This window comes from Dietzia sp. 179-F 9C3 NHS, from assembly GCF_045369825.1.
Classification (GTDB): domain Bacteria; phylum Actinomycetota; class Actinomycetes; order Mycobacteriales; family Mycobacteriaceae; genus Dietzia.
Genome location: NZ_JBIQES010000002.1, coordinates 425,386 through 450,458, shown reverse-complemented (window position 1 = coordinate 450,458; position 25,073 = coordinate 425,386). Strand labels below are relative to the sequence as shown.

The following is a 25,073-nucleotide window of genomic DNA, read 5'->3' as shown; positions in this document are numbered from 1 at the left end:
ATATGATCGCCGCCTATATGATGGAACGCAAGTTCGAGTCAGGGGGGCTCGACCTGCGGATTCCGGGGGGTGGCGGTGATGACGGTTCTCACGATGGACTCGGCGTCGCCCCTGGCCGCGATGGCCCTGCCGGAGCTGGTGGAGGCGTCGCGGGGGTTCACGCGGGCGCAGAATCTCGCGGCGGTCGACCGGCTGGACGCCGTCTTCGCCATGGTGTGCGCGGCGACCCGGCGAGCGGAAGAGGCGGATCGGTGCGACGAGGCGGAGGGGCGTGGACGCGGTCCGGAGTACACACGACTCGAGCCGGCGCGACTCGTTCGCTCGCACGTCACCACCGCGATGGGGGCGCCGTCCTGGCAGGCCGGACGCCTGGTCACGGCGGCGATCCAGCTGCACACCCGCCTGTTCCGGCTGTCCCGGCACGCGCGTGAGGGAGTGCTCGACGAAGCGATGATCGTCGACCTGGCGTGCCGACTCGCCAAGGTGCCCGACCGGCTGGTCCACGAGGTGGAGTGCGAGGTCCTGCGCGGTATCCGCACCCGCCTCGACCAGGGGGATCCGCCCACACGCGGCTCACTGGGGGAGTTCATCGACCGCGCCATGGAGGGCGTGGACCGCGACGAGCTCGATCGTCAACACGAGGCCGCCCGCGAGGAGCGGCGGGTGTCGTTCCGTCCAAAGGGGCAGGGGATGACGTCGATGTGGGCGATGCTGCCCACCGAGGATGCGGCCGCCCTCGAGGTCCGCCTCCGGACCGCCGCGGATGCCGATACCGATCCCACCGATCCCCGCACCGCGGCCCAGCGTCAGGCCGACGCCCTGGCCCGGCTCGGGGAGGACGGCCCCGCCGACGAGGCGCCGGGGACGACAGGCGGGACGGCGGGGACGACAGCAGCGCGCCGGCCGCGCGTGGAGATCACCGTCATCGCCGCGGCGGCTGAGGGCATGCCCGAGCGGGTGGAGTTCGTCCGCGGGGCCTACTCGTCGTTCGACTGGCTGTGTGGTCAGGTCCTGGCGGAGGAGAACGGTGGCGCCCGCTTCCGTCTGGTGGACCCGCTGCCCGGCGCCGAGGACGAGGATCAGGATCCGATGAAGTACTTCCTGTCCGAGGCACTCAAGCGGCGCATCCGGCTGCGTGACGGAACATGCCGGCACCCGGGGTGCAAGGTCAAGGCCGAGGACTGTGAGATCGATCATGTCCTGGCCTTTGACAAGGCGGATCCCGCCCGGGGCGGCCCCACCGCCGAGTGGAACCTGGTGTGCCTGTGTAAGAACCATCACCTGGAGAAGACCTTCGGACCCTGGACCTATCTGCCGGGGCCGAGGGGTGACGGCGAACTGATCATCCTCACCGAAACCGGGCACGAGTACCGCACCTATCCCGACGGCATGCTCGCGCGCGCCCGTGATCAGCTCCTCGGCGTCGCCGCGGTGCGCTGGTTCGACCGCGTCCAGCGCGCCGGCGACCAGCCGGACGATCCCTAGCTGGACATCAAGCTCGGCCGGTCGCATAGGGGCCGCTCACCGACCCCGCGGGCACCGGTCCGCGGCGACGGCGAGAGCGTCGTGGTCGTCGACTGTCACGGGTAGCCCGTAGGCGACGGCGGCCGTGAGGTAGCGGGCCGCATAGAAGCAGTGCCGGTCGGGGGCCGGGGGCATCCAGTCAGCGGGCGTGGAGTCGCTCTTGTGTGTGTTCACCGACCCCGCCACGGCCACGAGGTTGCGGTCCATGTCGTTGGCGAACGCGGCCCGGAGCCCGGCCGGCCACTGCCAGGCGCCCAGGTCCCACGCGGCGGAGAGTGGGTAGACGTGATCGACGTGGATGCCCCGTAGGCCTGTGCGGTCCACGTCGACGATCCGGCCGGTGTAGGGATCGACCAGCAGCCCGCCGCTCACCGCGCAGGCCTCACCGGGGACGGCCGCCGCGCGGACGAGGTCGCGGGCCAACACGTCCAGTCGGGTCGAGCAGCCGTTCCCGGACCCCGGTGCGCCGGTGGTGTCGCTCCACGCCGGGCCGAACACACACGCCGAGGCGCCGGAGCAGTCCCGCTCGTAACCCGGCCGGCGTGGCCGTTCGGGAACCACCTCGACGGCGCCGAGCAGGGCCTGCACCGCGGCGCGGTCGGGGCTGCCGGGCGCCGAGCCGCTCGGGCGCTCGGCCCACCACACGGCCGCGAGCGCCGCGGCCACGGCCAGCGCCGCGGCGACGGCGCGGCGTGGCATCGGTGGGACGAGACCAGGCGATCGGGGCGATCGGGGCGGGCGGAGCGGGCGGAGCGGGCGCACGGTCAGCAGTATGGGCGGCGGCGGTGACGGACAAGCCCGACGAGGCGCCTCGGAGCGGTCGCCTGTGGAGGCGCCCCGAGGCTGTGGACACCGGGCTGGCGGCGTCCGCGTCCGGCAATGTCGGGGCACCGTGCTTACATGTGGACGTGACGGTCGACAGCGGGGACGCCGGTGAGGGAGGCGGTGTGGGCGGCAGCGACGTCGCCGCCCACACCGTCGCCGCGCGCCCCCGGCTGCACGCCGTCTGGGACTCGGGGGTCGTCTCGCTCTGGTGCGACACCGGCCTGGGCCGCCCACGATCGGTGGCGCCGGCGGCATCGGTGACCGCGGTGGCCAGGGCGGGCGCCCCGGACGAGGTGGTCTCGCTCCTCGGCGCCGCACGCCTGGCGCACCGCGTCACGGTGTCGGTCCCCGTCGAGGGGCGTGTCCGGGCGGCGACGGTGCCCGGGATCAGGATCTCGCTCGCGCGGGCGCTCGAGCTGGCCGACCATGCCTTGCCGGGCCGCGCCGGGGCGGTCCCGCACGGAGGCATCCCGCACGCATCCGCCCCGGACTGGGCGGGGGCCGGGCTCCGGGCCCTGGCGACGCTGTCTGCAGGGGTGGCGGCGTTCGTCTCTGCGGGGCACGTGGTTCCCGTCCTCACGCGGCTCGACGGCGCCTGGGACGCCTCGTGGCGGCTCGTCGCCTCGCCGACGGTCGCGGCCTGGACCGCCGAGAGCGCCGACCGCTGCCACGGCCTCGTCGCGGGCCGCGAGGAGCTCGACCGGCTGCTCGCCGCGCTGGCGGACCACCACGCGCGGGCCGCGCTCGCCCCGCTCGCCGCGGACCGGCGCAGCGAGCTCGGTGCCGCCCTGGTGTCGGGCGGCGAGGTCGCCTCGGCGGGGCAGGCGCTGGCCGAGGCGGTCCGGGAGTTCGGTCGGGCCGCCGTCGCCCGAGACGTGGACGTGGTGTTCCGGATCGCCGAACCCGGGGAGGATACCGCGGACCCGGCCGCCCCCGCCTGGCGGCTCGAGGTCCTGGTGCGGGCGGGCGGCGACGCTCTGCGGCCCTACGGCGAGCTGCCGGATCCGGCGGCGGTGGCCGAGCCGGTGCGTGACGTGGTGGACCGCGCCGTGCGGGCGTGGACGCCGCTCGGGCACGCCGACCCCGCCGAGACCGGTCCCGACCTGCTGCTGACCCCGGACCTCGTGGTGGACCTCGTCGACACCGGGATCGAGGCCCTGCGGGGCCACGGGGTCGAGGTCCTTCTGCCGCGGGCGTGGACCCGCGTCCGTACGGCCGTCAGGGTCGTGGTGCCAGAACCGGGCACGGAGGCGGTCGACACCGGCAGGCGCCTCGGCCTGGACCAGCTCGCGGACGTGGACTGGGAGATGGTGGTCGACGACGAGCCGGTCGACGCCGTCGAGCTGCAACAGATGCTCGACTCGGCGTCGGACCTCGTGCGGCTCCGTGGCCGCTGGGTCCGCGCCGACGCCGGGGCCCTGCGGCGCGCGGCCCGGTTCCTCGCGTTGCGACGCGGGGAGCGGACCACGCCGGCCGCGCTCGTCGCCGCACTCGCCTCGGAGGAGGCGGAGGGGGTGGAGGTCGAGGGGCCGACGACCCTGGCGTGGACCGCCGCCGCGGACCCCGGGCCGACGGCCCTGCCGGACTGGTTCGCCGCCACCCTGCGGCCCTACCAGCAGGAGGGGCTGGACTGGCTCGCCGCGCTCGCGGCATCCGGGACCGGGGCGGTCCTGGCCGACGACATGGGCCTGGGCAAGACCGTCCAGGTCCTCGCGTTGACCGCCGCGGAACACGCCGCGGGTCCGCGGGGGCCGACCCTCGTCGTCGCCCCCCTCACCCTGGTCTCCACCTGGCGCCGGGAGGCCGAGCGCTTCGCCCGCGAGCTGACCGTGGCCGTGCACCACGGACCCGGGCGCGCCCGCGGGGAGGGGGCCGCCGAGGTCCTCGGCGCCGCCGACCTCGTGCTCACCTCCTACGGCACCGCGTCGCGCGACGTGGAGCTGCTCTCGACGGTGCCGTGGCGGCGGGTGGTCGCGGACGAGGCGCAGACCGTCAAGAACCCCTCTACGGCCGTTGCGCGAGCCCTCCGTACGATCGGTGCGGAGCACCGGGTGGCCCTCACCGGAACCCCCGTGGAGAACCGGCTCGACGAGCTACGGGCGGTGTTCGACTTCGCCAACCCCGGCCTCCTCGGGTCGGCGAGTACCTTCCGGGCGCGCTTCGCCGTCCCCGTCGAGTCGCACCGTGACGAGGCGGCGGCAGCCCGGCTCCGGACGCTCGCGGCGCCGTTCGTCCTGCGCCGGCTCAAGTCCGATCCCCGCGTCATGGCGGATCTTCCGGACAAGCTGCACATCCGGGTGGACGCGCCCCTCACCCACGAGCAGGTCTCGCTGTACCAGGCGGTGGTCGAGGACATGATGGAACAGGTCAGCCAGGCGGAGGGCGCCTCGCGCAAGGGGGCGATCCTCTCGGGGCTCACCGCGCTCAAGCAGGTGTGCAACCACCCGGCCCACTACCTCGGCGACGGCTCCGGGCTGCTGCGCGGCGGCCGGCACCGGTCGGGCAAGGTCGCCGCACTCGACGAGGTGCTCGCCGAGATCCTCGACGCGGGGGAGAAGGTCCTTCTCTTCACGCAGTACCGGGCCTTCGGCGATCTGCTGCTGCCGCTCCTCGAACGCCGGTCGGCGGGCGCCGTGCCGTTCCTCCACGGCGGCGTGAGTGCGGCCGGACGGGCCGAGATGGTGCGCGACTTCCAGTCGCCGGACGGGCCGCGAGTCATGCTCGCCTCCCTCAAGGCCGGTGGTACAGGCCTCACGCTCACGGAGGCCAACCACGTCGTCCACCTGGACCGCTGGTGGAACCCGGCGGTGGAGAACCAGGCCACCGACCGGGTACACCGGATCGGACAGACGCGGACGGTGCAGGTGCGGACGATGGTCGCGCCCGGGACGGTGGAGGACAGGATCGACGAGCTGTTGGTGGCCAAGCGGGAGCTCGCGGACATGACGCTCGGCCCGCTCGCGGGGGCGCTCACCGAGCTCGGCGACGAGGAGCTCGCGCAGGTGATCTCGCTGGCCGACTACGTCCGGAGCCGGGAGGGGGAGCCGTGACGGCCCGGCGGGGGATCCGGACGCGCAATCGGGCGGGTGCGTTCGGGACACACATGTGGAGCCGGCGCTGGATCGCCGACCTGGAGGCCGGGGCCGCGCCCAGGGAGGCCCGGCAGGCGCGGGTCGACGCGCGGGTGGGGAAGGTGCTCTCGCTCGAGCACTCGGGACGCGTCGTGCGGTGCGACGTGGCGGGCAGCCGACCCGAGCCCTTCACCGTGGAGTTCGCCTTTGCCGAGCTGGACGGTCCGGATGCCGAGGCCCTGCGGCGCGAGCTGCGCTCGGGGGAGGGTGGAGTGCTCGCGGCCCTGGCCGGGCGGTACTCCGACCGGGTGGGCTTCCTGCTCGTCCCCGCCGTCGAGGGCGCCACCCGGTTCTCGTGCCCGTGTCCGGTGCAGCCGGGCCCGTGCCGGCACGTGGTGGCCGCCGGGTGCGTGGTCGTCGAGTGGTGGGACCGCTCGCCCGAGGCACTCTTCGGTCTCCGTGGTCTGGGCGCGGACGTGCTCGGGGCGTCCCCGGGCGCGTCGGGGGAGGCGCTCGGGGTCGACGTCGAGGAGGCACTGTGGGGCGAGGACCCGCTCCTGCCGATGGTCCCCGACCCCGCACCGGCAGGACTGGAGGACCTGCTCGACGCGCCGGTGGCCCGCAGGATGGCGGCCGCGGCCACCCGGGATCCGCTCGAACAGATGCGGGTGGTGGCCGATCTCGAGGACTTCCTCGACGCGTTCGGCCGGTACCGGGCGCGGTGAGCCGGCGCCGCCCGAACGGCCCTGTCGTACCCGCGTCCTACCATGCGGCCATGACCACCGACCGGTCCCGACCCGACGTCCGATTCGTCCACTCCGCCGACTGGCAGCTCGGCATGACCCGGCACTTCCTGGGCGCCGAGTCGCAGGCGGTCTTCGCCTCCGACCGGCTCGCGGCGGTGTCCGCGCTCGCCGACCTCGCCACCGAGTACGACGCCCGGTTCGTCGTGGTGGCCGGGGACGCGTTCGAGCACAACGCGGTCCCGCGCCGGGAGGTCCTGCGCGCCGCCGAGGCGCTCTCGGGCTTCCCCGTGCCGGTGGTGATCCTGCCGGGTAACCACGACCCGCTGGACGTCTCCTCGGTCCTGCGCCACCCCGACTTCGCCGCGGCCACCTCCGGCGGACCGGTCCGGGTGGTCGACGGCCCGGAACCGCTGGAGGTGGTGCCCGGCGTCGAGGTGGTGGGCGTCCCGTGGACGTCCAAGCGTCCCGACCCGTCCCGGCTGGCCACGCTGCTCGACGCGCTGGAGCCGACCGACGGCCTGCGGATCCTCCTCGCCCACGGGTCCACCGACGAGGTGTACGGCGGGAGCTCCCCGTCCGTGGAGGCGATCCCGGTGGCGCGGCTCGAGGCGGCGGTGACGGCGGGGCTCGTCGACTACGTGGCGCTGGGCGACCGGCACTCCGTGACCCGCGTCGGCTCCGGCGACCGCATCTGGTACTCCGGCAGCCCGGAGGCCACCGACTTCGACGATGTGGAGGACGACTCCGGTCACGCCCTCCTCGTGCGACTGGCCGGACGGGCCGCGGACGGGGGGACGTGCGAGGTCACGCCGCAGCGCACCGGGCGCTGGTCCTTCCGGACGCTCCACGCGGTGATCGAGACGGACGGCGACATGGACGCGCTGGTCGAGCGGGTGGAGGAGGCGCCGGACAAGGTCCGCACCGTGCTCCGGCTGGGTCTCACGGGCGCGGTCGGCGTGGCGCTCCGGGCCCGGATCGACTCGTGCCTGGAGCGGTGGTCGGAGCTCTTCGCCTCGGCGCGCGTGTGGGAACGGAACACCCACCTCGTGGTGCGACCCGAGGACGCGGACTTCTCCGGCCTCGTCGGCGGCTACGCGGGCCGCGCCGTCGAGGACCTCCGGGAGCTCGCCGCGTCGTCCGATCCCGCGGCGGAGGACGCCGGCAACGCGCTCGGTCTGCTCTACCGACTGGCCGGGGAGGATGCCCGATGATCCTGCACCGCCTGCTCCTCGAGGACTTCCGCGGCGTGCGCCGCGAGGAGGTCCGGTTCCCCGACACCGGCGTGACGGTGGTCGAGGGGCCCAACGAATCCGGCAAGACCAGCCTCGTGGACGGGCTCCACATGCTGCTCGAACACAAGGCGTCGTCGACCAAGGCGGGCGTCCGGGCGGCCGCGCCGGTGGGACGGGACGTCCCGGTGGTCGTGGAGGCCGAGTTCACGATCGACGGCACACGGATGCGCTACCGCAAGGAGTTCGTCCGCGGGAAGAAGACCGTCCTCGAGTTCCCCGGCTCGACCCGGCCGGCCCTCACGGCGGACGACGCTCACGACGAGGTGCGCAGGCTCCTGGACACCGAGGTGGACTGGCCGCTGTGGTCGGCCCTGCGGGTGGACCAGGACAGCCCGGCGGCGCAGGTCGCCGGGGCGGGGGACTCGGACTCGCTGCGCCGGGCACTCGACGCGGCCGCGGGCGGGGCGGACCCCACCGGTGACGACTCGCTGCTCGAGCGGGTACGGCAGGAGCGCGAGCGCTACCTCACCGCCGCGCGGGGCGAGCCGACCGGGGAGCTGGCACGCGCCCGGGACCGACTCGCCGCCGCACGGGAGGAGCGTGACCGGGCGCGCGCCGGGGTGGACGAGCACGAGGGGGCCGTGGCGGCGTTCGCGACAGCGGAGTCCGCGCACCGGGTCCGGGCGGACGCCCTGGTGACCGCGCAGGCCGAGCTCGACCGGCTCGAGAAGGCACACGAGGCCGCCGCCGGGCTGCGCGCGGACCTCCGCGAGAAGGAGGCGACGGCCGAGCGGGCGTCCACCGCCGAGGAGACCGCGCGGCGGCTGCTCGGCGAGCGCCGGGACCTGACGAAGGACGCCGAGGACGCGGCGGGCAGGGCCGAGCGGCTCGCCGGGGCGTCGGCCGACGTCGACGCGCGGCTGGCGGACGCCACCACCGGCGCGCGTTCCGCCCGGGAGGCGCTCCGGGCGGCGGAGGACGCCGCGGACCGGGCCCGGATCCGCGTCGAGCGGGCCCGCCGGCGCCGGGAGCGGGAGCGGGCGCGGGACGAGCTCGCCTCGCTGACCGACACCCTGGCCGCGCTCGAGAAGGTCGAGGCGGACCTCGAGAAGGTCGAGGCCGACCGGGAGTCGGTCCGGATCACCCAGGAGGCCGTGGACGCGATCCGCGATGCCGCCGACGCGGCGCGCTCCGCGGAGGCCCGCCTCACCGCGGGCGCGCCGGTGCTCGAGATCGGCGGCAGGGGAGAGGCCCGGATCGAGGGCGAGGCGATCGACGCCGCGGCCGGGTGGCGCACCTCGGTGGTCGATCCCACCACGGTCAGCGTCGGCGAGGTGGATCTGACGGTGAGCCCGTCCGGGAACTCGACCGCGGCACGCGACGACGCTCGGCGCGCCCGCGAGCGCGCCGAGGCGCTGCTCGCCGACGCCGGGGTAGCCACCCCGGCCGAGGCGGACGAGCGGCTCCGGCGGTACCGCGAACTCGGCGTCGAGGCGGACGCCCTGCGCGGTCGGCGCGCAGACCTGTTGGGCCGGTCCACCGCCGCGGAGCTCGCTGCGCGCCGCGACACGCTGATCGCGGAACTCGCCGTGAAGGACGAGCCCGGCGACGACGAGGCGGACGCGGACCCCGGCGATCCGGCCGACGCGGTGCGGGAGGCCGAGGCGGCCGTCGCCGCCGCCCGCGCCGCCGAGGGGGAGGCCGCGGCGATCCTGAACGGGTGCAGCGCGGAGCAGGCCGTGCACGCGGCCCGCCTCGCCGACGCCCGGGAGGCCGCGGACGCGCTCGCCGCTCGAGTGGCGACCGCACGCCGGGAGAACACCGACGACGACCTGGCCGGCGCCCTGGAGACGGCGGAGGACGCGCGGGCGGCGGCGGACCGGGAGCACGTCGAGGCCCGCCGCCTGCTCGACGAGGCGCTCGCGGACGCACCGCCCGGACTGCTCGAGAACGCGCGGGCCTCGGTCGCGTCACTGCGCGAGGAGGAACGGCGCGCCGCCGACGAGGTGTCCACTATCAAGGGCGTCGTGTCCCACCTCGGCGACCAGGGCCTGCTCGAGCGCAGTGAGCTCGCCGAGCGCGAGTACGACTCCGCCGAGCGGGACGACGCGGCGCTGTGGCGCCGGGCCCGCGCCGCGGACCTGCTGCACCGCACCCTCACCGAGCGGCGGGCCGAGGCGATGCGCGGCTACCAGGAGCCCTTCCACCGTGCGGTGGTGGACCTGGGGCGTCTCGTCTACGGCCGCGAATTCGACGTCGAGCTGGCGGAGGACCTCACCATCACCTCCCGCCGGCTCGGCGAGGAGACGGTGCCGTACGCCTCCCTGTCCGGCGGGGCGCGCGAGCAGCTCGCGCTCATCGTCCGGGTGGCGTGTGCGCGGATCGTCGGCTCCGACGGGGTCCCGGTGTTCCTCGACGACACGCTGGGCTTCACGGACCCGACCCGACGGTTCGCGATGGGCGCGGTACTCGCGGCCGCGGGGGAGTCGACGCAGGTCGTCGTCCTCACGTGTGACCGCGCCCGGTTCGCCGGGATCGGGGGCGCCCGGTCGCACGTCATGGGGACCGTCCTCGACGAGGAGGGGTGAGCCCGGGAACGGCGCGAACGCGGGGGCGGGATGGTGGGCCACGGCTGCGGGCCGCTCTCGTGCTGTAATAGACCAATGAGCGAGACCCGCTGGTTGAACGACGACGAGCAGCGCATGTGGCGTCGGTACAGGCACGTCAATCAGCTGCTCGAACTCGCGATGGAGCGCCAGCTGCAGCGCGACGCCGCGATGTCCCAGTCCGACTACTCGGTGCTCGTGTGCCTCAGCGAGGCCGACGGGCCGGGCCTGCGCGCCCGCGAGCTCGGCGCCGCGCTCGGCTGGGACCGCAGCCGCGTGTCGCACCAGGTCCGCCGCATGGAGGGACGCGGACTCGTGGCCAAGGGCACCTGCGCCGAGGACGGACGCGGCACGGTCGTCAGCCTCACCCCCGAGGGGGCGCGGGCGATCGGGGAGGTGGCCCCCAAGCACGTGGAGAAGGTCCGGCAGCTCTTCATCGACGTCCTCAGCGAGGACGAGGTGCTCGCGCTCACGAACATCTACGACCGGATCATCGCCCGGATCGACGAGATCGACGGCATCACGCTGCCCTCCTGAGCGGGCCCGGCCGCCGCCCGTGAACGACGAAACCCCCTCCCGATCCTGCATCGATGCAGGTGGGAGGGGGTTTTCGCTGGTGCCCCCGAAGGGAATCGAACCCCTGACCTTTGGTACCGGAAACCAACGCTCTATCCCCTGAGCTACGAGGGCGGGATACCGGCCGCCGGGGCCGGAGGCCGTGGTCGGCTCCCCGCGGGGGCACCGGCCGAACGGCGAGACCGATCGTAGCACCGGCCCGATCCGGGCACCGCATCGGACCCGCCGCCGACGCGCGGACGGGCCGCGGCGGCCGTCCGATTCCCCCGCCGACCGGCGGACACCTAGGATGGGAAGACGTGACTCCCGCCGATCTCGCCGCCGTCGTCCGCGCCGCCGTCCTCGCCGTCCTCACCGAGCGCGGGGCCGACGTCTCGGTCGTCCCCGACACGGTGACCGTGGAGCGCCCCCGCAACCCCGAGCACGGCGACTACGCCACCAACATCGCCCTCCAGCTGGCCAAGAAGGTGGGGACCGCACCGCGCGACCTCGCCCAGGAGCTGGCACGGGTTCTGGCCGACGATCCGGGCATCGCCTCCGCCGAGATCGCCGGCCCCGGCTTCCTCAACATCCGGCTCGACTCGGGCGCCCAGGGCTCGCTCGTGGCGACCGTCCTCAAGCGGGGGGCCGCGTACGGGCACGGCGACGCGCTCGCCGGCCGCCGCGTCAACCTCGAGTTCGTCTCCGCCAACCCCACGGGGCCGATCCACCTCGGCGGCACCCGCTGGGCGGCCGTCGGCGACGCGCTCGGTCGGATCCTCGAGGCGTCCGGCGCCGCGGTGACCCGCGAGTACTACTTCAACGACCACGGTGCGCAGATCGACCGCTTCAGCCGCTCGCTGCTGGCCGCCGCACAGGGCGAGCCGACCCCCGAGGACGGCTACGCGGGCTCGTACATCGAGGACATAGCGGCGCGGGTCGTGGCCGACCACCCGGACGTGCTCGATCAGTCGGAGGCCGAGCGGCTCGAGACCTTCCGGGCGGCGGGCGTGGACCTCATGTTCGACCACATCAAGTCCTCGCTCGCGGAGTTCGGGACGGTCTTCGACGTCTACACCCACGAGAACTCGATGTTCACCTCGGGCGCCGTGGACCGGGCCATCGAGACCCTCAAGGGCAACGGCACCCTCTACGAGTCCGAGGGCGCGTGGTGGCTGCGCTCGACCGACTTCGGCGACGACAAGGATCGGGTGGTCCTCAAGTCGGACGGCGACGCGGCCTACATCGCCGGCGACATCGCCTACTTCCTCGACAAGCGCGAGCGCGGCTTCGACCTGTGCATCTACATGCTGGGCGCCGACCACCACGGCTACATCGCCCGGCTCAAGGCGGCCGCCGCGGCGCTGGGCCACGACCCGGCGACGATCGAGGTGCTCATCGGTCAGATGGTCAACCTCGTGCGCGACGGCGTCCCGGTCAAGATGAGCAAGCGCGCCGGCACGGTGATCACGCTCGACGACCTCGTCGAGGCGATTGGCGTGGACGCCGCACGCTACGCGCTCATCCGCTCCTCGGTGGACCAGACCATGGACATCGACCTGCAGCTGTGGGCGTCGGCGACCAACGACAACCCGGTGTTCTACGTGCAGTACGCCCACGCCCGGCTGTGTTCGCTCGCGCGCAACGCGGCCGACCTCGGCGTGACGGCCGACGGCGCAGACCTCTCGCTGCTCGTCGAGGACCGCGAGGGCGCGCTCATCCGGACCATCGGCGAGTTCCCGCGGGTGGTCGCCAGTGCCGCCGACCTGCGCGAGCCGCACCGGGTGGCCCGCTACCTCGAGGAGCTCGCGGCGGCCTACCACCGCTTCTACGACACCTGCCGCGTCCTGCCGATGGGCGACGAGGAGGCGGGCCCGCTGCACGCCGCTCGGCTCGCACTGAGCTCGGCCACTCGCCAGACCCTCGCCAACGGCCTCGAGCTGATCGGCGTCACCGCCCCGGAGCGGATGTGAGCGCGCACCCGGCCGGGCCCCGGCACGAGTTCCCGCGCGCCGCAGTCCTCGGCGAGCGGCCGGAGACCGCGGCCGACGAGATGACGCTGCCCGCCACGGTGTGGCCGCGCGGCGCCCGGCGCCGGGACGACGGCGTGGTGGAGATCGCCGGCGTGGGCGTCGACGAGCTGGCCGCCGAGTACGGGACCCCGCTGTTCGTCATCGACGAGGATGACTTCCGCTCCCGGTGCCGCGACATGGCCGAGGCGTTCGGTGGTGCCGACCGCGTCCACTACGCCTCCAAGGCGTTCCTGTGCTCCGAGATCGCCCGCTGGGTGGCCGAGGAGGGGCTGAGCATGGATGTCGCGACCGGCGGGGAACTGGCCGTGGCGCTCGGCGCCGGTTTTCCGGCCGAGCGCGTGACCGTCCACGGCAACAACAAGTCCGTCGAGGAACTCGAGTTGGCGGTCTTCTCCGGCGTCGGCCACGTCGTCGTGGACTCCTTCCAGGAGATCGAGCGGCTCGAGCGGGTCGCCGGGGCGGCCGGGGTCGTCCAGGACGTCTTCGTGCGGATCACCGTGGGCGTCGAGGCGCACACCCACGAGTTCATCGCCACCGCCCACGAGGACCAGAAGTTCGGCTTCTCCCTCGCCGGCGGCGCCGCGATGGACGCGATCCGCCGCATCTTCGACTGCGAGAACATCCGCCTCACCGGCCTGCACAGCCACATCGGTTCCCAGATCTTCGAGACCGACGGTTTCGAGCTGGCCGCGCGCCGGGTCATCGGGCTGCTGCGCGACGTGGTGGACGAGTTCGGCGCGGCCAAGACCGCGCAGATCGCGACCGTGGACCTCGGCGGCGGCCTGGGCATCAGCTACGTGGAGTCCGACGACCCGCCGCCGCTTCCGGAGCTGGCGGCCACGCTCACCGAGATCGTCGCGAGCGTCGCCGAGTCCGAGGAGCTCTCCGCCCCGCGGCTGGTGGTGGAGCCGGGCCGGGCGATCGCGGGCCCCGGGACCATCACCCTGTACCGGGTGGGGACCGTCAAGGACGTCGAGCTGTCCGGCGGGGAGAAACGCCGCTACCTCAGCGTGGACGGCGGGATGAGCGACAACATTCGCACCGCCCTGTACGACGCCGCCTATGACGCCCGGTTGGTCGGCCGGTCCTCGTCCGCGGACACCGTGCTCGCGCGCCTCGTGGGCAAGCACTGCGAGAGCGGCGATGTGGTGGTGCGCGACCTGTGGATGCCGGAGGACGTCGGGGACGGCGACCTGGTGGCGGTGGCCGCCACCGGGGCGTACTGCTACTCGATGTCGAGCCGGTACAACCTCATCGGGCGGCCCGCCGTGGTGGCGGTCCGCGACGGCCGGGCACGGCTCGTGCTCCGCCGTGAGACCCTGGACGATCTGACGAGCCTGGAGGTGGGACAGTGAGCGACGCAGCGGCGTCGGTGCGACCCGTAGGGGTGGCGGTGCTCGGGATGGGCACCGTCGGCACCGAGGTGATCCGGTATATGACCGAGCACTCCGACGAGCTCACCGCGCGCATCGGCGGCCCGCTCGCCCTGCGCGGGGTCGCGGTGCGCGACCTGTCACGCGACCGCGGGCTGGACACGGCGCTCCTCACGGCCGACGCGGAATCGCTCGTGGTCCGGGACGACGTCGACGTCGTCGTCGAGCTCATGGGCGGCATCGACGTGCCCCGTCCCCTCCTCCTGGAGGCCCTCCGGCGGGGCAAGTCCGTGGTCACCGCCAACAAGGCACTTCTGGCCGAGTACACCGACGAGCTGGCGGAGGCGGCCGACGGGTCCGGAGCGGACCTGTACTTCGAGGCCGCCGTGGCCGGCGCGATCCCGGTGGTCGGGCCCCTGCGCCGCTCGCTGGCGGGCGACCAGATCGAGCGCGTCGTGGGGATCGTCAACGGCACCACCAACTACATCCTCTCGGAGATGGAGTCGACGGGCGCCGACTACGCCGAGACCCTCGCCGAGGCCGGACGCCTCGGCTACGCGGAGGCCGACCCGACCGCCGACGTCGAGGGTTACGACGCCGCCGCCAAGGCCGCGATCCTCGCCTCCATCGCCTTCCACACCCGGGTCACCGCCGCCGACGTCTACCGGGAGGGGATCTCCCGGATCACCTCCAACGACATCGAGTCGGCGCGCGACATGGACTGCACCATCAAGCTGCTCGCCATCTGCGAGAAGGTCACCCGCCCGGAGGGCGGCCAGGCGGTCTCGGCCCGCGTCTACCCGGCGCTGCTGCCGTTGACCCATCCGCTCGCGTCGGTCAACGGTGCGTACAACGCGGTCGTCGTGGAGGCCGAGGCGGCCGGTCGGCTCATGTTCTACGGACAGGGTGCCGGCGGTGCCCCCACCGCGTCTGCGGTCCTCGGCGACCTCGTCGCGGCGGCTCGCAACAAGGTGCTCCGCGGCCGCGCTCCCGGCGAGTCCACCTACGCGGCCCTGCCGGTGGCCCCGATGGGTGAGGTCTCCACCCGGTACCACGTGCGGCTGCGCGTGGCGGACCGCCAGGGGGTGCTCGCCCAGGTGGCCGCCGAGTTCTCGACCCACGGCGTCTCCATCGCACAGGTGCGGCAGACCGAGGTGGGGGCACCCGAGGGCGTCGAGGCCACGGAGCCACCCACCGCCGAGCTCACCGTGCTCACGCACCGGGCCTCCGAGCGGGCCCTGGCCGACACCGTGGCCGCGCTCGCCGATCAGGAGGTCGTCACGGCCGTCACCAGCGTCATCCGTCTCGAGGGAGTGGACAACGAATGAGCAACACCCACCAGCCCGTGCACCGCCGCTGGCCCGGTCTCATCGAGGCGTATCGGGACCGCCTGCCCATCGGGGACGACTGGGAGGCCGTCACCCTCTACGAGGGTGGCACCCCGCTCGTCCCGGCCCCGCACCTGTCCTCGGTGACCGGCTGCGACGTCTACCTCAAGGTCGAGGGACTCAACCCCACCGGGTCGTTCAAGGACCGCGGCATGACCATGGCGGTCACCGACGCCAAGGCGCGCGGCCAGAAGGCCGTCCTCTGCGCGTCCACCGGCAACACCTCGGCCTCCGCCGCCGCGTACGCCACCCGCGCGGGTATGGAGTGCGCCGTGCTCATCCCGCAGGGCAAGATCGCGGCCGGCAAGCTCGCGCAGGCGGTGATGATGGGCGCCACGATCATCCAGATCGACGGCAACTTCGACGACTGCCTGGAGCTGGCGCGCAAGACCACCGCCACCTACCCGGAGATCGGCCTGGTCAACTCGGTCAATCCCGTGCGCATCGAGGGGCAGAAGACCGCGGCGTTCGAGATCGTCGACGTGCTGGGCAAAGCCCCAGACCTGCACTTCCTGCCCGTCGGGAACGCGGGCAACATCACCGCGTACTGGAAGGGCTACACCGAGTACCACGCCGACGGGATCATCTCGACCCGCCCGCGCATGATGGGCGTCCAGGCCGCCGGCGCCGCCCCGCTCGTCGACGGCGCGCCGGTCAGGAACCCGGAGACCATCGCCACTGCCATCCGGATCGGTGCGCCCGCGTCGTGGGACGGCGCGGTCACCGCCAAGGAGGAGTCCGGCGGCACCTTCCGCAAGCGCACCGACGAGCAGATCCTCGAGGCGTACCGCACAGTAGCCGGCAAGGACGGCGTCTACGTGGAGCCCGCCTCGGCCGCCTCGGTGGCGGGCCTGCTCGACGCGCACGCGGGCGGCGAGCTCGAGGCCGGCCAGACCATCGTCTGCACCGTGACGGGCAACGGGCTCAAGGACCCGGACACCGCCCTGCTGGGGATGCCCGAGGTCGAGCCGGTCCCGGTCGACCCGTCCGCGGTGGCCGGCGCGCTCGGTCTGGAGTGAGCGGCGTGAGCGGAACCGGACCCGAGGTCTTCGGCAGCTCCGGCGGGCGCATCCTGCCCGTGGGGCGCACGGTCACCGTCGAGGTGCCCGCGTCCAGCGCGAACCTCGGCCCGGGCTTCGACGCCCTCGGCGTGGCGCTGGGTCTGTACGACCGCATCACCGTCACCGTCATCGAGTCGGGCCTCGAGCTCGCGGTGACGGGCGAGGGGGAGGGCGACGTCCCGCTCGACGCCTCGCACCTCGTGGCCAAGGCCGTCGAGGCCGGCCTGCGGGCCGGCGGCGTCGGGGTCCCGGGCGTGCGAATCGAGTGCGTCAACGCGATCCCGCACTCGCGGGGCCTGGGGTCCTCGGCGTCGGCCGCGGTCGGCGGGCTCGTTGCCGCGGACGGCCTCATGGGGCGCGTCCTGCGCACCGAGCACCTGGTCCAGCTCTCCAGCGAGTTCGAGGGGCACCCGGACAACGCCGCGGCGAGCGTCCTGGGCGGCGTGGTGATCTCGTGGACGGAACGGTCCGAGGTCGACGTCCGGTACCGAGCGGTCCGCATGAAGGTGGACCCGTCCGTGGTCGCCACCGTGCTCGTGCCGTCGGAGACCTCCTCCACCGCCCAGACGCGGGGCCTGCTGCCGGCGACCGTGCCGCACTCCGACGCCGCCTTCAACGCCAGTAGAGCCGCGCTTATGTCGGTGGCGCTGGCGTCCCACCCGGAGTTCCTCCTCGCCGCCACCGAGGACCGCCTGCACCAGCCGTACCGGGCGCCGGCGCTCGTCGGCACCACCCGGTGGGTGGGCCGACTGCGCGAGCGTGGCCTGGCCGCGACCGTGTCCGGCGCGGGCCCGACCGTCCTCGTCCTGGGGACGGCGCCGCTGCCCGCGGACCTGCGTCAGGAGGCGGAGTCCGAGGGGTGGCGGGTGCTCGATCTGGAGATCGCCGACGGCGCCCGGGTCGTCACCGACGCCTGACGCCGCGCGTCACCTGGTGGCCCCGGGCGCGATGGTCGTGACCCGGTACGACCCCGCCGTGTGGCGTCCGCGGATCGCGCGCTTGTCGTACTTGCCCACCGAGGTGCGCGGGATCTCGTCGACAAAGGCCCAGTGATCGGGTCGCTTCCACAGGTCGACCTCGCCCTCCATCGCCTCCCACAGGGAGCGGGCGGTGGCCGTGGCCCCGGGCTTGAGGTGCACCACGACGAGCGGTCGGTGTCCCCAGCGGTCGTCCGGGACGCCGATCACGGCCGCCTCCGCGACGCGGTCGTCGAGCATCACCGCGTTCTCCAGCTCGACCGTGGAGATCCACTCGCCGCCGGAGAGGATGATGTCGTCCACTCTGTCCACTACGGTGAGGAAGCCCTTGGGGGAGATGGTGGCCATGTCCCCGGTGCGCAGCCAGCCGTCCTCGAACCGCCCGCCGGTGTCGTCGGGGTCGTCGAGGTACCGGGCCGTGACCCAGGGGCCGCGCAGCTGCAGCTCGCCGACGGTGGCGCCGTCGTGGGGCTGGGTCGTGCCGCCGTCGACGAGGCGGGCCTCCACGCCGGCGGGGAACCGGCCCTGGCTGAGGACCTGCTCGCGGCGTTCGGTGGCGGAGGACCGCGGGTCGGGCCGCGCCGCTGCCACCACGGGGCTGGTCTCGGTGAGCCCGTAGGCCTGGATCACGGTGATGCCGTGCCGGTCCGAGAACGCGTCGAACAGGGCCGGCGGGACGGCGGAACCGCCCACGAGGACCTCGCGCAGGTGCCCCAGCGGCTGGGGGTGCTCGTCGAGGTGGCGCAAGAGGCCGGCGAGGACGATAGGCGTGGTGGCGGCCTTGGTGGGCCGGAACGTCGCGAGGAGGGCGGCGACCTCGCGGCCGGAGGGGAGGGGCTCCGGCGGGCGGGGGCGGGCCATGACCAGCGAGGACCCGGAGAGGAAGGACGCGTGCGGCAGGCCCCACGCCATGACGTGGTAGCAGGGGATGGTCGTGAGCACGGTGTCGGCGGGCTGGAGGGCCGAGCACTCCGCCATGCACATCTGCATGGAGTGCAGCCAGATCGAGCGGTGGGTGTAGGCCACGGCCTTGGGGCTGCCGGTGGTACCGGAGGTGTGGGAGATGACGGCCGCGGCGCGCTCGTCGAGGCCCGGCCACGGGTAGGTGGTGGCCCGACCGTCGAGGAGCGCCTCGAGGGCGTGGATCTCGGCGCCGGTGCCCCCCGCCACGGGGTCGGGCACCTCGGCGCCGAAGAGGACGAGGTGGCGGATGCTCTCGACGAGCCCGGCGGCCTCGCCGGCGAGCGCCGCCCACAGCGGGTCGGCGAGGAGCACGCTCACCCCGGCGTCCCGGAGCAGGGCGACGATGGTCGAGTGGGGGAGCCGGATGTTGACCGGGAGGGCGACGGCTCCCATCGACGGCACGGCGAACAGGGCCTCGACGAACTCGGTGCGGTTCCCGGACAGGACGGCGACCACGTCGCCCTCGCCCACGCCCAGCTCGGCGAGGGCGTGGGCGGTGGCGGCGGACCGCGCGGCGATCACCTCGAACCGCGCGGTCTGAGGGCGCAGGTGCGAGTCGAAGCCGGTGACTGTGGAGGCGGCGTGGCGGTCGCCGCCATGGGTGAGGATCCGGGAGACGAGCAGTGGCGCGTCGCGCATGGTGCCGATCACGGCGGCTCCCTCCGTATCCGGGGACGATGGGCTGTAGGTTACCGCTGTCCGCCGGCGGGGACCTCCCGAGGCGGGACTCGCCACGGTGGGATGCGTGGGACCGGGCGCCGGGTAGTATGCTTGGCGAAGCCACGGACGCCCGGTCGTCCTCTCCCCAGGTCGTTTCACTGCCGCGTTCCCGAGACGCGGTCCGGTCGGGAGGGGAACGATCCCACGGCGAGTGGCTCCTCGGGACCCCGTTTCGCCTCAGGTCGTTCCTCCGACGAACTGGTCCCCCTGACGACCCCAGCCGTGTACGGCCCGGTTCCTACACGGCCGGCCCCGGCGGCCACCCGGGACGCGCAGTCCGCGCCCCGGTCCGACGCCCGGCATGTGGCGGGACACCCCGCCCGGCACCGGGCCCAGAAAGGATCCCCGTGACCTCGACGGACACCACCTCCACGGCGCCCCAGGGCGCCGCCCTGGCAGACATGCGTCTGGCGGATCTCAAGTCCCTCGCGCAGCAGATGGGCATCAAGGGCCTGTCCGGCAAGCGCAAGGGCGAACTCGTCGCGCTCATCGAGGGCGCCCGCGGCGGGCAGGCCCCGGCGCCGCGCCAGCGTCGTGCGGCGGCCAAGCCCGCGGGGGCGCCCGAGGCGTCGCCGACGGCCGACGAGACGCCGGCCGCGAAGGCCGACGAGAAACCGGCCGCGAAGGCCGACGAGAAGCCCGGTTCCCGCGCCGACGACGCCGCCCGCGACGGCCAGGACCGGCAGGACCAGCAGGGTCAGCAGGACCAGCAGGACCGGCAGGGCAACCGTCAGCGCCGCGGTGGACAGAACCGCGACGAGTCCGGTGGCGGCCAGGGGCGCGATCAGCAGAACCGCGACCAGCAGGGCGGCCAGGGTAACCAAGGCGGCGACAACGGCCCGCGGGGCGACGGTCGCAACCGTGACGACGAGGGCGGCGGCCGCGGCCGCCGGAGCCGTCGCCGGCGCGAGCGCAACCGCGGCGGCAACCGGCAGAACGACGGCGAGCCCCAGGTGAACGAGGACGACGTCCTGCAGCCCGTCGCCGGCATCCTCGATGTGCTCGACAACTACGCGTTCGTCCGCACCTCGGGCTACCTCGCCGGCTCGAACGACGTCTACGTCTCCATGAACATGATCCGCCGGCACGGCCTGCGCCGCGGCGACGCGGTGACCGGCGCGGTCAAGATGCCGCGCGACGGCCAGGACGGCGGCCACGGCGGTGGCGGCGGTGGCGGCGGTGGCGGCAAGAACCGCCAGAAGTTCAACCCGCTCGTCCGGCTCGACACGGTCAACGGCGGCCCCGTCGACGCGGCCCGCAACCGGCCCGAGTTCGGCAAGCTCACCCCGCTGTACCCCAACCAGCGGCTGCGGCTGGAGACGGAGAAGAACATCCTCTCGACCCGCGTGATCGACCTCATCATGCCGATCGGCAAGGGGCAGCGCGCGCTCATCGTCTCGCCGCCCAAGGCCGGCAAGACCACGATCCTGCAGAACATCGCCAACGCGATCTCCACCAACAACCCCGAATGCCACCTCATGGTGGTGCTCGTCGACGAGCGCCCCGAGGAGGTCACCGACATGCAGCGGTCGGTCAAGGGCGAGGTCATCGCCTCGACCTTCGATCGCCCTCCGTCGGACCACACGCAGGTCGCCGAGCTCGCGATCGAGCGCGCCAAGCGCCTGGTGGAGATGGGGCAGGACGTCGTGGTCCTGCTCGACTCCATCACCCGCCTCGGCCGCGCCTACAACAACTCCTCGCCGGCGTCGGGACGCATCCTCTCCGGCGGTGTCGACTCGACCGCGTTGTACCCACCCAAGCGGTTCCTCGGCGCGGCGCGCAACATCGAGCACGGCGGCTCGCTGACGATCATCGCCACGGCGATGGTCGAGACCGGCTCGGCCGGCGACACGGTGATCTTCGAGGAGTTCAAGGGCACGGGTAACGCCGAGCTCAAGCTCGACCGGCGCATCGCCGAGCGGCGCGTCTTCCCGGCCGTGGACGTGGGCCCCTCGGGCACGCGTAAGGAGGAGCTCCTCATGAGCCCCGAGGAGGCGGGCATCATGCACAAGCTCCGCCGCGTCCTCTCGGGTCTGGACTCCCACCAGGCCATCGACCTGCTCATGAGCCAGCTGCGCAAGACCACCACCAACTACGAGTTCCTGCTGCAGGTGGCCAAGACCACGCCCACCCTGCCGCAGGACGACGAGTGACCCGGTCGGCTGGGCGATCGCCGTCCTCGATCGACGACGTCCTGTCCGAGTACGGCGGGCTCGAGGCGCAGCTGTCCGACCCGGCGCTGCACGAGGACGCCGCCGCGGCCCGACGGGTGGGCAAGCGCTTCGCCGAACTCACTCCGGTGGTCCAGTGCCACCGCGCTCTCGAGACGACGCGCGACGACCTGGCCGCCGCGCGCGAGCTGGCCGGCGACGACTCGTCCTTCGCCGCCGAGGCCGACCGTCTGGCCACGGAGGCCGCGGAGCTCGAAGCGCGGCTGGCGGACCTGCTCGCGCCGCGCGACCCGCACGACGCCGACGACGTGCTCCTGGAGATCAAGTCCGGCGAGGGCGGAGAGGAGTCCGCGCTCTTCGCCGCGGACCTCGCACGCATGTACACCCGCTATGCGGAGAAGCACGGCTGGATCGTCGAGGTGCTCGGCGTGACCGAGTCGGACCTCGGCGGCTACAAGGACGCCTCCTTCTCCATCCGCTCCCGCCAGCCCTCGCGCGACGGCGTGTGGTCGCGGCTGAAGTTCGAGGGCGGCGTGCACCGCGTGCAGCGCGTCCCCGTGACCGAGTCCCAGGGCCGGGTGCACACCTCGGCCGCGGGCGTCCTCGTGTTCCCCGAACCGGAGGACGTGGGGCCGGTGGAGATCGACGAGTCCGACCTGCGGATCGACGTGTACCGCTCCTCCGGCAGGGGTGGGCAGGGCGTCAACACCACCGATTCGGCGGTGCGGATCACCCATCTGCCGACCGGGACCGTGGTCACGTGCCAGAACGAGCGCAGCCAGCTGCAGAACAAGCAGCGCGCGCTACAGGTGCTCGCCGCGCGCCTCCAGGCCGCCGCCGAGGAGGCCGCCGACGCCGAGGCCGCCGAGGGCCGGGCCACGCAGGTCCGCACCGTCGACCGCTCGGAGCGGATCCGCACGTACAACTTCCCGGAGAACCGGATCGCCGACCACCGCGTCGGCTTCAAGGCCCACAACCTCGACGCGGTCCTCGACGGCGACCTCGACGCGGTGCTCGACGCCCTTGCGGCCGAGGACCGGCGCCGCCGCATGGAGGACACGTAACCGTGGAGGTCCGGCCGGTCCGCGCGACCGAGGTCGTGCGGTCGGCGGCCGCCGCGCTCGCCGCCGCGGGAATCGACTCGGCCCGCGTGGAGGCCGAGATGATCTGCGCCCACGTGCTCGGCGTGCCCCGTTCGGCTCTGGTGGGGGCCGACGCCGTCGACCACGACCGGGCGGCGGAGATCGACCGCCTCGTGGCCGCCCGGGCCAGGGACCGCACGCCGGTCCAGTACCTCCTCGGCTACGCCGTGTCCGGTCGGCTCGACCTGGCCGTCGGCCCCGGCGTCTTCATCCCCCGCCCCGAGACCGAACTCCTCGTGGCGGACGTTCTCGCCGGCCTGCCGGGTCCCGGCGTCGGGGCGGCGCCGCTGGTGGTGGACCTCTGCGCGGGCAGCGGGACCCTCGCGCTGGAGATCGCCCACGCACGGCCGGACGCCGAGGTCCACGCCGTCGAGCTCCACGACGCCGCACTGGAGTGGCTGCGGCGCAACGCCGGGCTGCGCGCCGCGGCGGGGGACACCCCGGTGACGGTCCACGCAGCCGACGCCACGGACCCCGGACTACTGCCCGCCCTGCGCGGCCGCGTCACGGCCGTGGTGTCCAACCCGCCGTATATCCCCGAGACCGACGACCTCCCGCCCGACGTCGCCCGGCACGAGCCCGCGACCGCGCTGTTCGGGGGGACCGACGGCCTCGCCGTCATCCACCCGCTCGTCGCCGTGGCGGCCCGGCTCCTCGCGCCCGGCGGGCGGGTCGCCGTGGAGCACGACGACACGACCGGAGCGGAGGTCGCGGCGGTGGTCTCCGGCCACGGCGGCTTCGGTACCGTGGAACGGCACACCGACCTGGCCGGTCGCCCGCGGTTCGTCACCGCGACGCGGCGGCACGACGCCGGTGCCGACGCCCCGGCAGGGGAGAAGGGGAACCAGCGGTGACCATCACCTACGACTGCTCGGAAGAGACCGGCCGCGAGGTCGGCCTCGCCTCCGCCGCGAGCGCGCTGCGCTCGGGGCGCCTCGTCGTGACCCCCACCGACACCCTGTACGGGATCGCGGCCGACGCCTTCGACCCCGACGCGGTGACCCTCCTGCTCTCGGCCAAGCGTCGTGGACCCGACATGCCGGTCCCCGTCCTCGTGGGCTCGTGGGAGACGATCGACGGCCTCGTCGTGAGCACGCCGGCGCCGGCCCGCGACCTCATCCGGGCGTTCTGGCCGGGGGGACTGAGCCTCATCGTCAACCAGGCGCCCTCCCTCAACTGGAATCTCGGGCACACGCAGGGCACCGTGATGCTGCGCATGCCGCTGCACCCGGTGGCCCTCGAGCTCCTGCGCGAGGTCGGCCCGCTGGCCGTCTCCAGCGCCAACGTCTCGGGCCAGCCCCCGGCGACCACTGTCGCCCAGGCCCGCGAGCAGCTCGGGGACTCCGTCGCCGTGTACCTCGACGGCGGGGAGTGCGCGATCGGCACCCCCTCGACGATCGTCGACCTCACGGGCGCCGGCCCGCGCGTCGTGCGCGAGGGAGCCGTGAGCGCCGAGCGCATCGCGGAGGTCCTCGGGACCGACGCCGCCTCCCTGCGCGGCTGACCCGGGGGAAACGCGGACGTGGGCATCGGGATCCCGTACCGAGAGCTGCTGCTCATCGGGGTCACGGCCGCACTCGTCACCTTTGTCGTCACCGGGGTCGTCCGCGGCGTCGCGCCGGTCATCGGCGGGTTGGCCTACCCGCGCGACCGCGACGTCCACATCATCCCGACGCCGCGGCTCGGCGGAGTCGGCATCTTCACGGGCGTCCTCGTGGCCGTCTACCTCGCCGCCCAGCTTCCGGCGCTCAACCGGGCGTTCCCGCCGTTCGCTCCCGACGTCGAGGCGACGATCATCGCCGGGGGCGTGATCGTGCTCGTGGGGATCGTCGACGACATCCTCGGCCTCGGCGCCGTCACCAAGCTCGCCGGGCAGGCCGCCGCCGCGGGCGTGCTCGTGGCGATGGGCGTGTCGTGGACCCTCGTCTACGTGCCGTTCGGGGACGGCAACATCCTCGTGCTGGACCAGCTGCAGGCGGGCCTGCTCACCGTGGTGTTCACCCTGACGATCGTCAACGCCATGAACTTCGTCGACGGGCTCGACGGGCTCGCCGCCGGCCTCGGCGCGATCGCGGCGCTGGCGATCTGTGTGTTCTCGATCGGGATCATGATGGACCAGGGCGGCACCGTCGGCGCCTACCCGCCCGCCCTCGTCACCGCGGTGCTCGCCGGCGCCCTGGTCGGCTTCCTCCCGCACAACTTCCAGCCCGCCCGAATCTTTATGGGGGACTCGGGATCCATGCTCATCGGGCTCGTGCTCGCCGCGGCCTCGACCAGCGCCTCGGGGAAGATCTCGCAGAGCCTCTACGGCCCCCAGGAGATGATCGTCCTGCTCTCGCCGATGATCGTCGTGGCCGCCGCGATGTTCGTTCCCATGCTCGACCTCGTCCTCGCGGTGGTCCGCCGGGTGGGGGCGGGCAGGAGCCCCTTCGCGCCCGACAAGATGCACCTGCACCACCGCCTGCTCGCCCTCGGCCACTCGCACCGCAGGGTCGCCCTCGTCATCTACGCCTGGGTCGCCCTCATCGCCTTCGGGACCGTCGGTGCCACCATGTTGCCCACCGAGATCATCGTCCCCCTGGTCGCCGCCGGGCTCCTCCTGGCGCTGTCCGCGACCGTCGTCCCCCGCCTGCGCAGGGCCAGGGGGAAGCGGGGCGGACGGTCCGCGGAGGGTGCCCGCTAGGCT

The 25,073-nt window shown here is 73.8% G+C and carries 18 protein-coding genes and 1 tRNA gene; 16 read left to right on the top strand and 3 right to left on the bottom strand.

Annotated elements, in window-relative coordinates; all coding sequences use genetic code 11:
- The first annotated feature begins 78 nt into the window (after positions 1–78).
- On the top strand, positions 79–1,485 hold the full coding sequence (locus ACH0BZ_RS04435) for a DUF222 domain-containing protein (RefSeq protein WP_406896745.1): 1,407 nt from the start codon (positions 79–81) through the stop codon (positions 1,483–1,485).
- 36 nt (positions 1,486–1,521) lie between these two features.
- On the opposite strand, the gene ACH0BZ_RS04430 is transcribed toward ACH0BZ_RS04435, so the two are convergent.
- Complete coding sequence (locus ACH0BZ_RS04430; RefSeq protein WP_406896744.1) at positions 1,522–2,223, bottom strand: HNH endonuclease family protein; 702 nt, start codon at positions 2,221–2,223, stop codon at positions 1,522–1,524.
- 209 nt (positions 2,224–2,432) lie between these two features.
- Between ACH0BZ_RS04430 and ACH0BZ_RS04425 the strand changes: the two genes are divergently transcribed.
- The 5 genes from ACH0BZ_RS04425 (at position 2,433) to ACH0BZ_RS04405 (ending at position 10,541) form a co-directional block, all read left to right on the top strand.
- Complete coding sequence (locus ACH0BZ_RS04425; protein ID WP_406896743.1) at positions 2,433–5,399, top strand: DEAD/DEAH box helicase; 2,967 nt, start codon at positions 2,433–2,435, stop codon at positions 5,397–5,399.
- A 53-nt stretch (positions 5,400–5,452) separates the two neighbouring features.
- On the top strand, positions 5,453–6,145 hold the full coding sequence (locus ACH0BZ_RS04420; protein ID WP_406896742.1) for a hypothetical protein: 693 nt from the start codon (positions 5,453–5,455) through the stop codon (positions 6,143–6,145).
- Positions 6,146–6,195: 50 nt separating this feature from the next.
- Complete coding sequence (locus ACH0BZ_RS04415; protein ID WP_406896741.1) at positions 6,196–7,377, top strand: exonuclease SbcCD subunit D; 1,182 nt, start codon at positions 6,196–6,198, stop codon at positions 7,375–7,377.
- Positions 7,374–9,986 carry an AAA family ATPase gene (locus tag ACH0BZ_RS04410; RefSeq protein ID WP_406896740.1) on the top strand — a complete coding sequence of 871 codons (2,613 nt, stop codon included), beginning with the start codon at positions 7,374–7,376 and terminating at the stop codon, positions 9,984–9,986. The genes ACH0BZ_RS04415 and ACH0BZ_RS04410 overlap by 4 nt, the downstream gene beginning before the upstream one ends.
- Before the next feature lie 75 nt (positions 9,987–10,061).
- A complete protein-coding gene (locus tag ACH0BZ_RS04405; protein WP_406896739.1) occupies positions 10,062–10,541 on the top strand; it encodes a MarR family winged helix-turn-helix transcriptional regulator in 480 nt (159 codons plus the stop codon).
- Between the two features lie 77 nt (positions 10,542–10,618).
- Here ACH0BZ_RS04405 and ACH0BZ_RS04400 read toward each other — a convergent pair.
- Positions 10,619–10,694: transfer RNA gene (locus ACH0BZ_RS04400), tRNA-Arg, on the bottom strand.
- Positions 10,695–10,879: 185 nt separating this feature from the next.
- On the opposite strand from ACH0BZ_RS04400, the gene argS reads away from it, so the two are divergent.
- Genes argS through thrB form a run of 5 tightly spaced genes read left to right on the top strand, consistent with a single transcriptional unit; the run spans position 10,880 to position 17,331 of the window.
- A complete protein-coding gene (gene argS / locus ACH0BZ_RS04395; RefSeq protein WP_406896738.1) occupies positions 10,880–12,532 on the top strand; it encodes an arginine--tRNA ligase in 1,653 nt (550 codons plus the stop codon).
- Positions 12,529–13,947: a diaminopimelate decarboxylase gene (gene lysA, locus ACH0BZ_RS04390; protein WP_406896737.1), complete on the top strand. Its 1,419-nt coding sequence runs from the start codon at positions 12,529–12,531 to the stop codon at positions 13,945–13,947. The genes argS and lysA overlap by 4 nt, the downstream gene beginning before the upstream one ends.
- Positions 13,944–15,293: a homoserine dehydrogenase gene (locus tag ACH0BZ_RS04385; RefSeq protein ID WP_406896736.1), complete on the top strand. Its 1,350-nt coding sequence runs from the start codon at positions 13,944–13,946 to the stop codon at positions 15,291–15,293. Before lysA ends, ACH0BZ_RS04385 begins: the two co-directional genes overlap by 4 nt.
- On the top strand, positions 15,290–16,372 hold the full coding sequence (gene thrC / locus ACH0BZ_RS04380) for a threonine synthase (RefSeq protein WP_406896735.1): 1,083 nt from the start codon (positions 15,290–15,292) through the stop codon (positions 16,370–16,372). Before ACH0BZ_RS04385 ends, thrC begins: the two co-directional genes overlap by 4 nt.
- Positions 16,369–17,331 (top strand): homoserine kinase, encoded by a 963-nt coding sequence (gene thrB / locus ACH0BZ_RS04375; protein WP_406896734.1) that lies wholly within the window; start codon positions 16,369–16,371, stop codon positions 17,329–17,331. The genes thrC and thrB overlap by 4 nt, the downstream gene beginning before the upstream one ends.
- A 9-nt stretch (positions 17,332–17,340) precedes the next feature.
- Here the strand turns inward: thrB and ACH0BZ_RS04370 are convergent, their stop codons facing one another.
- The gene (locus ACH0BZ_RS04370) at positions 17,341–19,005 is read right to left on the bottom strand and encodes a long-chain-fatty-acid--CoA ligase (protein WP_406896733.1); all 1,665 of its coding nucleotides are present in this window, start codon (positions 19,003–19,005) and stop codon (positions 17,341–17,343) included.
- Positions 19,006–19,475: 470 nt separating this feature from the next.
- Here ACH0BZ_RS04370 and rho point away from each other — a divergent pair, with 470 nt between their 5' ends.
- From rho to ACH0BZ_RS04345, 5 genes are read left to right on the top strand one after another with little or no spacing between them, the layout of a single operon-like run.
- The gene (gene rho, locus ACH0BZ_RS04365) at positions 19,476–21,227 is read left to right on the top strand and encodes a transcription termination factor Rho (protein WP_406896792.1); all 1,752 of its coding nucleotides are present in this window, start codon (positions 19,476–19,478) and stop codon (positions 21,225–21,227) included.
- A complete protein-coding gene (prfA, locus tag ACH0BZ_RS04360; RefSeq protein ID WP_406896732.1) occupies positions 21,224–22,309 on the top strand; it encodes a peptide chain release factor 1 in 1,086 nt (361 codons plus the stop codon). The genes rho and prfA overlap by 4 nt, the downstream gene beginning before the upstream one ends.
- 2 nt (positions 22,310–22,311) lie before the next feature.
- Positions 22,312–23,241, top strand: coding sequence for a peptide chain release factor N(5)-glutamine methyltransferase (gene prmC, locus ACH0BZ_RS04355; protein ID WP_406896731.1), 930 nt, complete (start codon positions 22,312–22,314; stop codon positions 23,239–23,241).
- Positions 23,238–23,891 carry an L-threonylcarbamoyladenylate synthase gene (locus tag ACH0BZ_RS04350; protein ID WP_406896730.1) on the top strand — a complete coding sequence of 218 codons (654 nt, stop codon included), beginning with the start codon at positions 23,238–23,240 and terminating at the stop codon, positions 23,889–23,891. The genes prmC and ACH0BZ_RS04350 overlap by 4 nt, the downstream gene beginning before the upstream one ends.
- Before the next feature lie 18 nt (positions 23,892–23,909).
- Complete coding sequence (locus tag ACH0BZ_RS04345) at positions 23,910–25,070, top strand: glycosyltransferase family 4 protein (RefSeq protein WP_406896729.1); 1,161 nt, start codon at positions 23,910–23,912, stop codon at positions 25,068–25,070.
- Positions 25,071–25,073 lie beyond the last annotated feature (3 nt).